11 protein-coding genes and 2 tRNA genes are annotated in these 13224 nt (G+C 36.0%); 6 read left to right on the top strand and 7 right to left on the bottom strand.

Annotation, left to right across the window (positions count from 1 at the left end; all coding sequences use genetic code 11):
* Nucleotides 1-328 precede the first annotated feature (328 nt).
* Nucleotides 329-1405, top strand: a complete 1077-nt coding sequence (gene prfA, locus DZ60_RS0108955) for a peptide chain release factor 1 (RefSeq protein ID WP_025741750.1) — start codon at nt 329-331, stop codon at nt 1403-1405.
* Nucleotides 1406-1513: 108 nt separating this feature from the next.
* Here prfA and DZ60_RS0108950 read toward each other — a convergent pair whose 3' ends face one another.
* The 5 genes from DZ60_RS0108950 to folE all read right to left on the bottom strand — a co-directional run bounded on the left by DZ60_RS0108950 (nt 1514) and on the right by folE (nt 6315).
* Entirely contained in the window at nt 1514-2671 is a 1158-nt protein-coding gene (locus tag DZ60_RS0108950; protein ID WP_025741749.1) for a glycoside hydrolase family 5 protein, read from the bottom strand.
* Nucleotides 2672-2776: 105 nt separating this feature from the next.
* Nucleotides 2777-3712, bottom strand: a complete 936-nt coding sequence (gene lgt, locus DZ60_RS0108945; RefSeq protein ID WP_025741748.1) for a prolipoprotein diacylglyceryl transferase — start codon at nt 3710-3712, stop codon at nt 2777-2779.
* Between the two features lie 102 nt (nt 3713-3814).
* Nucleotides 3815-4072, bottom strand: coding sequence for a membrane protein insertion efficiency factor YidD (gene yidD / locus DZ60_RS22760; RefSeq protein ID WP_051477619.1), 258 nt, complete (start codon nt 4070-4072; stop codon nt 3815-3817).
* A 24-nt stretch (nt 4073-4096) separates the two neighbouring features.
* A complete protein-coding gene (gene cysS / locus DZ60_RS0108935) occupies nt 4097-5593 on the bottom strand; it encodes a cysteine--tRNA ligase (RefSeq protein ID WP_025741747.1) in 1497 nt (498 codons plus the stop codon).
* Between the two features lie 44 nt (nt 5594-5637).
* Nucleotides 5638-6315, bottom strand: a complete 678-nt coding sequence (gene folE, locus DZ60_RS0108930; protein ID WP_025741746.1) for a GTP cyclohydrolase I FolE — start codon at nt 6313-6315, stop codon at nt 5638-5640.
* A 293-nt stretch (nt 6316-6608) separates the two neighbouring features.
* On the opposite strand from folE, the gene DZ60_RS0108925 reads away from it, so the two are divergent.
* Nucleotides 6609-8105 (top strand): T9SS type B sorting domain-containing protein, encoded by a 1497-nt coding sequence (locus tag DZ60_RS0108925; protein WP_025741745.1) that lies wholly within the window; start codon nt 6609-6611, stop codon nt 8103-8105.
* A 107-nt stretch (nt 8106-8212) separates the two neighbouring features.
* Here DZ60_RS0108925 and DZ60_RS0108920 read toward each other — a convergent pair whose 3' ends face one another.
* Nucleotides 8213-9727: an OmpP1/FadL family transporter gene (locus DZ60_RS0108920; protein WP_025741744.1), complete on the bottom strand. Its 1515-nt coding sequence runs from the start codon at nt 9725-9727 to the stop codon at nt 8213-8215.
* Nucleotides 9728-9802: 75 nt separating this feature from the next.
* Nucleotides 9803-10858, bottom strand: a complete 1056-nt coding sequence (locus DZ60_RS22755) for a hypothetical protein (protein WP_025741743.1) — start codon at nt 10856-10858, stop codon at nt 9803-9805.
* A 129-nt stretch (nt 10859-10987) separates the two neighbouring features.
* Here DZ60_RS22755 and proS point away from each other — a divergent pair, with 129 nt between their 5' ends.
* From proS to rpsT, 4 genes are all read left to right on the top strand, one after another.
* Nucleotides 10988-12466, top strand: a complete 1479-nt coding sequence (gene proS / locus DZ60_RS0108910; protein WP_025741742.1) for a proline--tRNA ligase — start codon at nt 10988-10990, stop codon at nt 12464-12466.
* A 77-nt stretch (nt 12467-12543) separates the two neighbouring features.
* Nucleotides 12544-12615 (top strand) — tRNA-Glu (locus DZ60_RS0108905).
* A gap of 68 nt (nt 12616-12683) precedes the next feature.
* Nucleotides 12684-12755, top strand: a tRNA-Glu gene (locus tag DZ60_RS0108900).
* Between the two features lie 36 nt (nt 12756-12791).
* Nucleotides 12792-13040: a 30S ribosomal protein S20 gene (gene rpsT / locus DZ60_RS0108895; protein WP_025741741.1), complete on the top strand. Its 249-nt coding sequence runs from the start codon at nt 12792-12794 to the stop codon at nt 13038-13040.
* Nucleotides 13041-13224 lie beyond the last annotated feature (184 nt).

Raw genomic sequence — 13224 nt, 5'->3', positions numbered from 1 at the left:
TAAACGGGCGTTCTAGTGTAATCTCTGTGACGTATTAGAATATCTTTTGTAGCTTAAAATTATCACAAATACTATAACTTCTTTTGTTGTTAATGTAATTAGTAGCTTTTTGCTATACCAAAATTAAGCAAATGTCATTATATGTTGTTTTTGTGGGCTTTAAGAAGAAGTTGTAATACATCACAAGTGTTTAGGAAGTATCATTGTTTAGAAAGCAATTTTTGGTACTCGATATTTGAATAGTATTATCTTAGAAAATCAATATGTAATATGAGCTTTTGCTAAAAAAGCGTACTTTTGTATATTCTACATACAGGAGTATCTAATTATGATTGATAAATTAAATATTGTAAAGCAACGATTTGACGAGGTGAGTGATTTGATCATTCAGCCAGATATTATTGCGGATCAAAAAAGATATGTAAGACTCAATAAAGAGTACAAGGATTTTAAGGCCATAATGGACGAGCGGGAACGCTATATTGAACTTACAGATAATATTAAAGAGGCAGAGGAAATTATAGCAGATGGCAGTGATGCCGAAATGGTAGATATGGCCAAAATGCAGCTCGAAGAAGCAAAAGAAGAGTTGCCGGCGTTAGAAGAAAAAATACGATTTATGCTGGTTCCTAAAGACCCAGAAGATGCTAAGAATTGCGTAGTCGAGATAAGAGCAGGAACGGGAGGTGATGAAGCAAGTATTTTTGCAGGAGATCTTTTTCGTATGTATACAAAATATTGCGAAGGTAAAGGTTGGTCAACTAGTGTAGTGGATCTTAATGAAGGTACAAGCGGTGGTTACAAGGAAATTATCTTCGAAGTTAATGGAGAAGATGTATATGGTACATTACGTTTTGAAGCAGGAGTACATCGTGTTCAACGAGTGCCACAAACAGAAACTCAAGGTCGTGTTCATACCAGTGCGGCTACAGTAATGGTGTTGCCTGAAGCAGAAGAGTTTGATGTAGAGTTAGATATGACAGAAGTTCGTATTGAGCGTACAACATCTACAGGGCCAGGAGGGCAGTCTGTAAATACAACTTATTCTGCGATTAAATTGCATCATGAACCTACAGGAATGATTGTAAGTTGTCAAGATCAGAAGTCATCTCATAAGAATCTCGAAAAAGCATTGAAAGTTTTAAGATCGAGATTATATGAAATGGAATTGGCAAAAAAACAAGCAGCAGATTCAGAGAAAAGAAAGAGTATGGTATCCTCAGGAGATAGATCTGCAAAGATTAGAACATATAATTACCCACAAGGCCGTGTCACAGATCATCGTATTGGTTTAACATTATATGATCTAGGTAATATTATTGATGGAGATATTCAAAAAATTATTGATGAACTTCAGTTAGTTTCTAATACTGAGAAACTAAAAGAATCCAATGAGGTGTTTTAAGAAATCATACGCATAAACAAAAAAGAAGACCAAAGGGTCTTCTTTTTTGTTTATGCGATTTAATATAAAGCAGTGTTTCTTTGATTTATAGTATCCATTAATAAAAGATTAAGGGTTTTTCGAGATAATCTCATTTCTAACCATGGCACCAGAAGTAGTAAGTTGGTCTTCAGTCCAACCCCCTAAGCCGCTAGCCCCAGGTTTAAGAGCAGCTGAGAGTTCATCCTTATCAGCAATAGACCAATTGCACCAAGATATTTTGTTTTGGTCTAGGAAATCCCACCATGTTCTAGCTTCGTTTTCATCAATAGAGCCATCTCCAGAAGCTTCTGATACTCCGTATTCTGTGACAAAAATGGGAATATTGTTATTTATCGCATTCTGAGCTTTATCTCTCAGGGATTGTTTGTGGGTAGCTGCATAATAGTGTAGGGTATACGCGACATTATTGTCGTTGATAGTGTTACCGATGACTTCATCTACATCTTGAGACCATGTGCGTGTTCCACAAATGATTAAGTTGTCAGAGTCAAACTCTCTAATGCTAGCAATTACTTCCTCATGATATGGTTTTAGAACCTCTGTCCATGAAACATTAAGGGGTTCATTGTAGATTTCGTAAATCAAATTAGGAGAGTCTCCATATTTTTGAGCAACTTCAGCAAAGAAAGATTTTGCTTCGTTGACATAGTCCTCTGCATGATGACTGTGCCAATCAACAATTACATAGATGCCTTCTTTTATAGCGGCATCAATAACTGTAAAAACTTTTTGTTTTTCTGTTTCTTTGTTCGATAGGTATCCATCAGAATCCTCTACACCCATAGCCGCTCTTACTATGTTGCAATTCCAATCATTTTTTAGCCAGCTAATAGCCTCTTCAGTATAATACTGTCCCATCCACTGACTCCAAAATAAAGACATACCCCTAAGCTGGATAACATCGTTGTTTTTATCAAGGATTTTATTTCCTGAAACCTGTAATCTACCATGAGTTTCTACTACAGAAGCAGTAGGATTATCGGTGTCAGATTCATCCTCCTCGTCCTCGTTGTTATCCTCATCATCGTTTTCTTCTTCCTCGTTTCCTTCTTCTTCATTTCCTTCTTCCCCATTTCCTTCTTCTTCATTATCAGGGGTCTCTTCATCAATGAGTTCATCAGATTCGGTTTCTGGTGTAGGATTCGATTCAGACTCACAAGCTGTAACGATAGAGAATGTTACTAATAAAGCTACTATTGTGATTCTTATGCTTTGGGTTTTCATAAAAAAAATCTTCAAGTTATGGTATACACAACGAGAAGATGTTTTTTTTAGTATCAAGAAGAATTTTCTTTTCTATTGATTTTCTTTGTTTTTCGGTTTTAGAAACTAACCAATATCTTCTTTTTTCTTTAAAGATTGTACTATGAAAAATATACCTGCAATAATGAAGGGGATACTTAGCCATTGTCCTGTGGATAAGGATTCTCCGAGTGAATCTTCAAAGCCACCTTGGCTCTTTTTGACAAATTCAACAATAAATCGCACTGTCCAGAGAAGTACTAGGAATACTCCAAAAAGAAATCCTGAATATTTTCTTTTGTCCGTTTTCCAGTATATAAGCCATAAAATAATGGCTACAAAAATATATCCGAAAGCTTCATATAACTGAGCCGGATGTCTATAGGGTATAGCTTCTAATAATTCAATATATTTTGGGTCATTTGCAATTGCTGCATACGCATCATTTATGTTTTTTATTCCTGTTTCTTTGATTACTTCAGATTTTCTGAGTCCATCTCTGACAAATTTGACTCCTAAAGCAAAATCCCCGGACTCATTTCCGTTAATCTCTGAATTGAAAAAATTTCCTATTCTTACAAAAATTCCTCCAAAAGCTACAGGGATTACAACTCTGTCTAAAACCCATAGCAACTTTTTCTTAATTACATTCTTAGCATAATAATACATCGCTATAATAACTCCTATTGCTGCTCCATGACTAGCAAGGCCTTGAAATCCAATAAATTCAAATTCGGGTTTGAATCTGAAAGGTAAAATAATTTCTAAGAGGTTATTTTTATAATAGTCCCAATCGTAAAAGAATACATGGCCTAATCGCGCACCTAAAAGTGTGGCAATTACAGCGTATATAAAGATCGAGTCAAGTTTTTCTAATGAAATGTCTTCACGGATATAAATTCTTTTCATGAGATACCATCCTAACGAAAAGGCGATTACAAACATCAGGCTGTAAAAACGAATAACAAAAAAGCCAAGATCAATTCCTTCGACCGGATTCCAAATAATTTTTGATAGGATCATGTATGAGTTTTATTTTATGAAAGTAAATATAGGTATTTAAACGAGAATCAGAAATCAAGAGTTAAAACAAATTATGGATACTATAAAACAATTATCAATGTGTTATTTGCGACTCTTTTTTTCTAATGGATCCTCTACCTTGGGGACAGGATCATATCCACTTCCTCCCCAAGGGTGGCAACTAAAAATTCGTTTTAAAGAAAGCATGCTTCCTTTTAATAACCCATGCTTTTGTAGGGCTTCGATAGTGTAATGTGAGCATGTGGGTTGGTAACGACATGCCGCCGGTGTTAATGGCGAAATGACATGCTGATAAAATTTTACCAATACAACAAAAGGAGTAATAAGGATTCGTTGTATTGTTATTTTCGATTTCAAAATAATTTAGTTTAAAGAAAAACTAGTGCCTTCGCGACTATCTTTTAGTTGAATTCCCATTTCTAGGAGTTCATCTCTAATTTTGTCACTAGTTGCAAAGTCCTTATTCGCTCTAGCTTCTGCTCTAAGAGTAATTAACAGTTCTACTGTACCGGTTAGTTTATCACCAAGGTCAGAAGAGGTCTCAGCAGTATTTACCAAACCGAGCACATCAAACACAAACCCATGCATTGTTTTATGCAAGATTGCTAAATCAGATGCCGAAATAGTAGCTTTTTTTTCTTTTACGGTGTTTATGAATTTTACTGCATCAAATAATTTGGCAATAAGTATTGGGCTATTAAAATCATCATTCATTGCATCATAGCAAGAGGTTGTCCATTTTTCTATATCGAACCCTTCTGTTTTGGTATTTGCAGATAAGGTGTCAATAGCTTTGACAGCATCGATCAATTTATAGAACCCTTTTTCTGATGCTTCTAGTGCATCATTAGAAAAATCAAGGATGCTTCGATAATGAGCCTGAAGCATAAAAAAGCGAACAACAGAAGCATCAAAAGCTTTATTCAGGATGTCATTATTACCAGAGAATAATTCACCAGGCGATATGGTGTTTCCTGTAGACTTAGACATCTTTTTCCCATTTAGGGTTAGCATATTCGCATGCATCCAATAATTTACAGGAGTTTGACCGCAAGCTGCTTCTCCTTGCGCAATTTCACATTCGTGATGAGGGAATTTTAAGTCCATTCCTCCCCCGTGAATATCAAAGCGCTCTCCTAGATATTTTGTGCTCATTACGGTACATTCGAGGTGCCACCCGGGAAAACCATCACTCCATGGTGAAGGCCAACGCATAATATGTTGTGGCTCAGCTTTTTTCCATAATGCAAAATCCTGAGGGTTTTTCTTATCACTTTGCGCGGTAAGTTCTCGGGTATTAGCAATCATATCTTCAAGGTTTCTACCGCTTAATTTGCCATAATCATTTGTCTCGTTGAATTTTTGAACATCAAAATAGATAGACCCATTAGATTCATAAGCAAAGCCATTGTCTATAATTTTTTTAATGATTTCAATCTGTTCTACAATGTGTCCTGTTGCTGTCGGTTCAATACTTGGTGCTATAGAATTAAATTTTGACATTACCTGATGAAAATCAAGTGTATATCGCTGTACAATTTCCATAGGTTCTAATTGCTCGATACGGGCTTTTTTGGCCACTTTGTCTTCGCCATCATCTGCATCATTCTCAAGATGTCCTGCATCGGTAATATTACGCACATAGCGTACTTTGTATCCTAAATATTTCAGGTATCTAAATACAAGGTCAAAAGATATAAAAGTACGGCAATTACCCAAATGAACATTGCTGTATACCGTGGGGCCACAAACATACATACCAATATTACCTTCTGTGATTGGCGTAAATGTTTCTTTTTTTCCTGAAATTGAATTATAAATTTTTAATTCTTGAGTTGTATACGACGGATTAGATGTCATAATATGTGCTAATGCTTAAGATTGATTGATGTTGAAAAATAAAATTAAAAAGTGGTGTCTAATTTGATGTAGTCTAAAAACTCTCTTCGTACGGCATTTTCTTTAAACTTACCTCCAAATTCACTAGTGACAGTACTACTCTCTATATCGCGAATTCCTCTAGAATTTACACAAAGGTGCTTAGCGTCAATAACACATGCCACATCTTTGGTTCCTAAAACAATTTGTAGATCCTGAACAATTTGCATAGTCATACGTTCTTGTACTTGAGGTCGTTTTGCATAATAATCAACAATACGATTCATTTTTGACAGCCCTACAACGGTTCCATTAGAAATATAAGCTACATGTGCTCTACCAACAATAGGTAATAAGTGATGCTCACAGGTAGAATATACTGTAATGTTTTTTTCTACAAGCATTTCTCCATATTTATAGTGATTCTGAAATGTAGAAGCATCTGGTTTTCGTTGAGGATGAAGACCAGAAAAAATTTCATTCACAAACATTTTTGCCACACGTTGAGGAGTACCTTTGAGGCTGTCATCAGTAAGATCTAGCCCCAGTGTCTCTAAAATATGTTTTACATCATCTTTAATCAAAGCAATTTTCTCTGCATCACTAAGCTTAAAAGCATCTTCTCTAAGAGGATTGGTAGCGCTAGTAGCTACATGATTATCACCTAGCGCTTCAATAGCTTCAAGGGCCTTGTCAATTTTCACACGTCAAAATTTTGGTATTCATTAAAATTAAAATAAAAAGATCTAGCACTTGTATAAGTGCTTAAAAAAACACTACTCTTATACTTTGCTGTATTACTTTTTACCCATAAAAAACAAGATATTACCTAATACTTGTACTATGATGGGGTGCAAAGATACGATTTTGTTGTTTTCCTGAGTAAAAGTGATGTTAAACAATTATATATGTTAGTTTTTTTGGAGAAGTTATGTATATTTAAAATCCAAATTTTAGACAGACATACAAAAATTGTAATTTTTAACGTTATAAGAACATGGTAAAAGTAAGGCCCCAGATTTTTTTCTTTTTGTTCCTATTGATAGGTTGTTCTACGTTGTTCGCACAGGACGATCTAGAATGTAGAATTTCGAGTCCTTTTTGTTCGGATGAAGCACGAGAGTTAACTTTTAATAATACGATTAGTGATCTTGATGGTCATGGTGAGGTTGGTTGTTTGAATACATCACCAAATCCAGCATGGTATTATCTAAGGATAGATGAGCCAGGAGAATTAATTTTCGATATTCAGCAATGGGTGGATACAGATGATGATAGTAGGTTAGATAGTAGTGAGCGACAACTGGATGTTGATTTTATTGCGTGGGGACCGTTTACTACGTTTTATGTAGATTGTGATATACTTTCTCAAGGTTGTGATCTTAACGGGGATACAGAGAATATACGTCCTGCTGAATGCGAAAACAATGCAGATTTCCCTTTTTTTTATTACGAAGATCAAGACAATACGAATATAGTGGATTGTAGTTATGCTAGAACGCCTATAGAAAATGAAGAAACAATCTATACAGAAACTTTTACGATACCTAATGCTCAGTCAGGAGAATATTATATTATTTTGATGACTAACTTTGCAGATGAGTCGGGAGTAATTCAATTGCAACAAACAAATTTAGATGAACCCGGAGCTGGTACAACTGATTGTTCTATTTTGGATGAAGGTTTGCCAGATAACATCGCTACTTGTGGTGTGATTCCTACGCTTATTCAAGGAAGATTTGATGGAGCAGTGACCTATCAATGGTATGTGCAAAATGGCGCAGGGACGTTTGATCCAATAGCAGGAGAGGTAGCGCCTTTTTATGAAGCCCCCGTACCAGGGACATATCGATTAGAAGGATTTACCGGTGCCGGTTCTAGTGCAGGCTTTGATGATATTGTTATCGCTGATGTATCAGGAGCTGTTTTAGACGGAACTGTAATTGGTGTTGTGACCGAAGAGTCTTTTTCTGGAAGTTATACCGTAACGGCAGAATTCGAAGCTCAACAAGCGTTAGTGAACGCAGAGTTTACGGATTTTGAATTTAGTTTGTTTAGATATGATGCTAGTCTGGGGTTGGGAGAATATAGAATATATAGAGAGTTACAAACATCTCCGATTTTTGAAAATGTGCCTCCCGGTGATTATTATGTAGTTGCCAGATATGCAGATTGTGAAGAAAGTGAAGTGCAATCAGAACCTTTTATGATCGTAGGGTATCCAAAATACTTTACACCGAATGGCGATAGTTTTCATCCTACCTGGAATGTCATTAATCTAGAAGATCAAACGGCAACAGCATTAATTTTTATTTTTGATCGCTATGGTAAGTTGTTGAAACAAATACGATCAGATGGTGAGGGTTGGGATGGTACCTATAACGGTAAAAATATGCCTTCTGCTGATTACTGGTTTAGAGTCGAGTTTAATGAACCTACAGATCCAAATTTTAGAAGACGTGTTGTTACAGGAAACTTCTCTTTAATAAGGTAAGAATAAGCTTTTCTTTGTGCTCTTCTTTTACAAAGGAATCCAATCTTTGGTTGGTATCCAGCGTCTAGTTGTTTTGTAGACGCTGAATTATTTGTAAATTCTTTCTTTTAGAAATTCATTCCCAATGTAAAGGTAAAATTAGTAGTGTTGTTTTCTACTAATGCGGCATTGCTAAATGCAGAATTAGGATAAAATTGTTCTAGACGTTCTTGGTATGTATGTGTATAGGCAACATCGAACTTATATTTGTCAAATGAGAATCCTGTTCCTATAGAGATTCCAGTTTTGTCACCCAGAATCAAGTTGTCTTTGTATGGGCTTTCTTCAAAACTATATCCTCCTCGTATACTCCAGTTATAATATCTCCATTCTGTACCAATTCTAAGAGTTGAAGCGGCTTGTAAATTCTCTTCTATACTATCATTAATAGAAGAAAAATCTATGCCTTCATCAGAACTGAGCTTTGTTGTAGAGTAATCTTTGTAAGAATAATCTAGGCTAATTAATCCTTTTTTATCAAAAAGTAGAGCAATACTTCCAGTTGCTTTTGCTGGAGTTGTAATTTGATATCCTGGAAAAATATTAATAACATTTGGGTTGGCAAAAGCAGTGCCATCTGTATCACTAACTGTTGTTAGCCTTTGAGAAGTTTCTTCTTCTAGATAGTACCAGGTAGGGGTTTCAAAAGAAGCACCTACACGCACCATCTTTGAAACCTTTGCAATTCCACCAATTTGAGCAGAAAATCCTGAACCAAAGGTAGATAGTCTGTTGGTGAATAGTATTTCATTTATATTTGACCCTGTATTATTATTTCCTTCGAAAAATTCGGTTACCCTATCAAAGTTAATAAAATGAGAGTTTAGGTTCAGTCCAATAAAAAAGTCTTTATCGATTTGAGCGCCTATATTGGCGGTAAGTTTACCATTAATACCCGTCGTTGTATTGATGTATTCATGATTGAAGACGCCTGGAGCAACATTAGAAAAATAAGAAGTATTCGATGAGTCATCGGGGTCTGTAGGCTCTATAATAAAGGTTTCATGCCCTAAGAAAGCCTGTTGCGCACTGTATCCCTCTGTTTCACCTAGAAAACTATACAGTTCATTAACTGTTTCTCCTGTTCTTCGAGAAATTAAATCCAATGGTAGTCCTTGTGATTCAGAAAGGAATAGTTCGTCAATAGAGTTAGTGCTTTGTCCGAAAACAAATAATTCATCAGCATTGTCTGTAGTTTGATCATACGTTAACCCCAATGTAAGCTTGTTTATGCCTGTAGATTCGGGATTATAGTCATCATGAATGAAAACTACACCAACCTGATTAAAGTTGGCGTTGCCTGTATTGGTGTTATTGAAACCGTTAAAATATAAGACATCATTGTCAACTCTTCCGCCAGAAAGGGTAATAGAACCAAATGAGTTTAGGAATATTGCTGATCCTGCAGGATTAATTTGTAAAGCAGAAAGGTCTCCTCCTAATGCTCCAAAAGCTCCACTCATGCCACGATATCTTGCTGTTCCTAGTATCTCTTGCTGAGAGTATCTTACGGCATCAGTAATGTCTTGGGCGTTCAAAAATTGCATAGATAGTATACCTATGAATAAGAATATCTTTTTCATATTTTTTATCTTCGTTTTAATAGGACCTAATAATTATTAGGACTGAAAAGAAGTTGAAATAAATTTATTTGATTTTTAGTATCTGCTTCGGCTTCGGCTTGTGCTTCGAGACGATCCACTAGATCCGCTACTTCTTGATCTAGAATATCCACTGCTTCTGCTAGATGAACCACTACTTCTTGAGTATCCAGAACTTCTACTTCTCGATGAATTACCATTAGAGTATCCAGAGCTTCTTCTAGAAGAATTATTGTTTCCTGAAGAAGAGTAGTTTCTCGATCTTGATGTTGAATTTGAGTACCCAGAATTATTTCTACTTGTCGACGTTGCTGATCTTGATCTCGACGAATTAGACGAGTAATTTCCAGAAGAGGATCGACTTCGGTTTGCATTTACATTTCCTCTAGAGTATCCTTGTCTATTTCTGTTGTTGTAATAATTTGAGTTGCTTCTTGATCTAGATGCATTATTATTGTATTTCGAATTATATCTGTTTCTTGAGTTGTATGCATACGCATTTCGGTATCCTCTATTAAAGGCTAGGTTTCCACGACCGAATCCACCATACCAAGGGCTTCCCCATCCAGCATTCCAGCCCCAGCCAATATTTCTTCCCCATCGGGCGTTCCAGCCCCATCCGGCATTCCATCCCCATCCGGCATTCCAACCCCATCCAGGTCCCCAGTTGTTCCAACCAGCATTCCAACCCCATCCGGCGTTCCATCCCCATCCCCATCCTGGTCCCCAGTGATTCCATCCAGGTCCCCAGTTGTTCCAACCGGTACTATATATATTTACATTTACTTCACTGGGATTACTTCCCCAAGAAGCTTGTCCTGTTTCATAACTTAGTCTTGTATTTGTAGTATCTGCAGCATCATAGTCTTCACTAGAATATGAATCTATATCTGTAAAAACAGGGTCTTGCTCGATGGCACTATCAATAAAAGCTGATTTTTCAGAAAAATAATTAGAGTAGTAATTTGAGTTGTTACCCGTGTTATTTTGAGGTCTTTCGGTATTAGTCTCATTTGTTCCACTATAAACCCCATCTCCATAAGGTACATATTCATAGGTGCCACAAGACGTCAACATCAATATGGAGCCTAAAAGTAAAAATCCTTTAGCCATATTTTTGTGAAAATAATTTTTAGGTCGCATATCTTCGTATTTTATTGTTGAACATTACAAATTTAGTTAGTTTTGCGCTAATTAAATTATATTTAACATAGCCGCAACATTTGTGCCAAATACAAGTTTATGAGCAAAAAATTAACAAAACGTAGTGAAGATTATTCAAAATGGTATAATGAATTGGTTGTTAAGGCTGATCTAGCTGAAAATTCTGCGGTAAGAGGTTGTATGGTAATTAAGCCATATGGATATGCTATTTGGGAAAAAATGCAGGCAGAATTGGATAAGAAATTTAAGGAAACTGGGCATCAGAATGCTTATTTTCCTTTGTTTGTTCCTAAAAGTCTTTTTGAAGCAGAAGAAAAAAATGCTGAAGGATTTGCAAAAGAGTGTGCTGTAGTGACTCATTATAGATTAAAAACAGATCCAGAGGATGCATCTAAGCTTATTGTTGATCCAAAAGCTAAACTAGAGGAAGAATTGATTGTACGTCCTACTTCTGAGGCTATTATTTGGAACACATATAAAGGTTGGATTCAATCTTATCGTGATTTACCTTTGTTAATTAATCAATGGGCAAATGTGGTTCGTTGGGAGATGCGTACACGATTATTTCTTCGTACTGCTGAATTTTTATGGCAAGAGGGGCATACTGCTCATTCTACAAAAGAAGAGGCCATTGCAGAAACAGATCAAATGAATACGGTATATGCGGATTTTGTAGAAGATTTTATGGCTATTCCTGTTATTAAAGGAAGGAAAACGGAGAGTGAGCGCTTTGCGGGAGCAGATGATACTTATTGTATAGAGGCGCTAATGCAAGATGGAAAAGCTTTGCAAGCAGGAACTTCACATTTTTTGGGACAAAATTTCGCAAAAGCTTTTGATGTTAAGTTTACCTCAAAAGAAGGTAAATTAGATTATGTATGGGCGACATCATGGGGTGTTTCGACTCGTTTGATGGGGGCGTTGATTATGACGCATAGTGATGATAATGGCTTAGTACTACCTCCTAATCTAGCACCAATTCAAGTTGTTATTGTTCCTATTTATAAAGGAGAAGAGCAATTGGCGCAAATATCTGAGGTAGCTAATGAATTAGTAAATGATTTAAGAGCTCAAGGCGTATCGGTAAAGTTTGATAACCGTGATACATATAGGCCAGGAGCTAAGTTTGCGCAATATGAATTGCAAGGTGTTCCTCTTAGAATTGCTATTGGACCAAAGGATTTGGAGAAAGGTACTGTAGAGCTTGCGCGTCGAGACTTATTGACAAAACAATTTGTAGCTAAAGATGAGGTGGTAAATACCGTAAGTGAGCTTTTAGAAGAGATACAGAAGAGCTTGCATCAAAAAGCAACTCAGTACAGAGATGAGCATATAACTGAGGTGAACTCTTTTGATGAGTTTAAAGAAGTGTTAGAAGGAAAAGGAGGTTTTATTTCTGCTCATTGGGATGGGACAATAGAAACTGAACAAAAAATAAAGGAGTTAACTAAAGCTACAATTCGATGCATACCTTTTGATGCTAAAGAAGAAGAAGGTGTTTGTGTGTATAGCGGAAAACCATCAAAAATTCGTGTATTATTTGCTAAGGCATATTAGGTATTTAATAAAAAAATAAAAAAGACTTGCAGCATTAAAAAATAGTTGTATTTTTGCATCCGCAATTAGGCAAATAAGGCCCGTTCGTCTATCGGCTAGGACGCCAGGTTTTCATCCTGGTAAGAGGGGTTCGATTCCCCTACGGGCTACAAATATTGATATTAATTGCAAGTTTAAAGTGAAAACTATAAATTTGCAATCCTTGAAAAGGAAAAACGGCCCGTTCGTCTATCGGCTAGGACGCCAGGTTTTCATCCTGGTAAGAGGGGTTCGATTCCCCTACGGGCTACAAGATGTTATAATTAAGAAACTTAATAGAAGAGAGATGGCAAATCATAAGTCAGCATTAAAGAGAATTAGAAGTAGTGAGACAAAACGTCTTAGAAATAGGTATCAGCATAAAACAACACGTAATGCTATAAAGAAATTACGTGAATCAGATAAGAAAGAAGCTGAAGCTTTATTTCCAACTGTAATCTCTATGCTTGATAAGTTAGCTAAAAACAATGTTATTCATAAGAATAAAGCTGCTAACTTAAAATCGCAACTAGCTAAACACGTAGCAGCTCTTTAGTAAAATAAGAGTTTTTATTATATAGTACAGAAGCTTCTTCAATTTATTGGAGAAGCTTTTTTTGTTCAAAACTATATGATTTAAGTAGGTCGTCAGAAAATAAGCATACTTTTGTGCTAGCTTGTTTTATGTTATTATTGCTTTGAACTTGATTTAAAGGGATCAAGGCCAATTGTTGTGTTTA

Source organism: Aquimarina pacifica (genome assembly GCF_000520955.1).
Classification (GTDB): Bacteria; Bacteroidota; Bacteroidia; order Flavobacteriales; family Flavobacteriaceae; genus Aquimarina; species Aquimarina pacifica.
The sequence above is the reverse complement of the archived record's forward strand: the minus strand, read 5'-3'. Positions and strand labels throughout refer to the sequence as shown.

Bases quoted from the DNA above. Each gene is read 5' to 3' on its own strand.
- prfA (WP_025741750.1), top strand. From the start codon at position 329: ATGATTGATAAATTAAATATTGTAAAGCAACGATTTGACGAGGTGAGT.
- DZ60_RS0108950 (WP_025741749.1), bottom strand. From the start codon at position 2,671: ATGAAAACCCAAAGCATAAGAATCACAATAGTAGCTTTATTAGTAACA.
- lgt (WP_025741748.1), bottom strand. From the start codon at position 3,712: ATGATCCTATCAAAAATTATTTGGAATCCGGTCGAAGGAATTGATCTT.
- cysS (WP_025741747.1), bottom strand. From the start codon at position 5,593: ATGACATCTAATCCGTCGTATACAACTCAAGAATTAAAAATTTATAAT.
- DZ60_RS0108925 (WP_025741745.1), top strand. From the start codon at position 6,609: ATGGTAAAAGTAAGGCCCCAGATTTTTTTCTTTTTGTTCCTATTGATA.
- DZ60_RS0108920 (WP_025741744.1), bottom strand. From the start codon at position 9,727: ATGAAAAAGATATTCTTATTCATAGGTATACTATCTATGCAATTTTTG.
- DZ60_RS22755 (WP_025741743.1), bottom strand. From the start codon at position 10,858: ATGGCTAAAGGATTTTTACTTTTAGGCTCCATATTGATGTTGACGTCT.
- proS (WP_025741742.1), top strand. From the start codon at position 10,988: ATGAGCAAAAAATTAACAAAACGTAGTGAAGATTATTCAAAATGGTAT.
- rpsT (WP_025741741.1), top strand. From the start codon at position 12,792: ATGGCAAATCATAAGTCAGCATTAAAGAGAATTAGAAGTAGTGAGACA.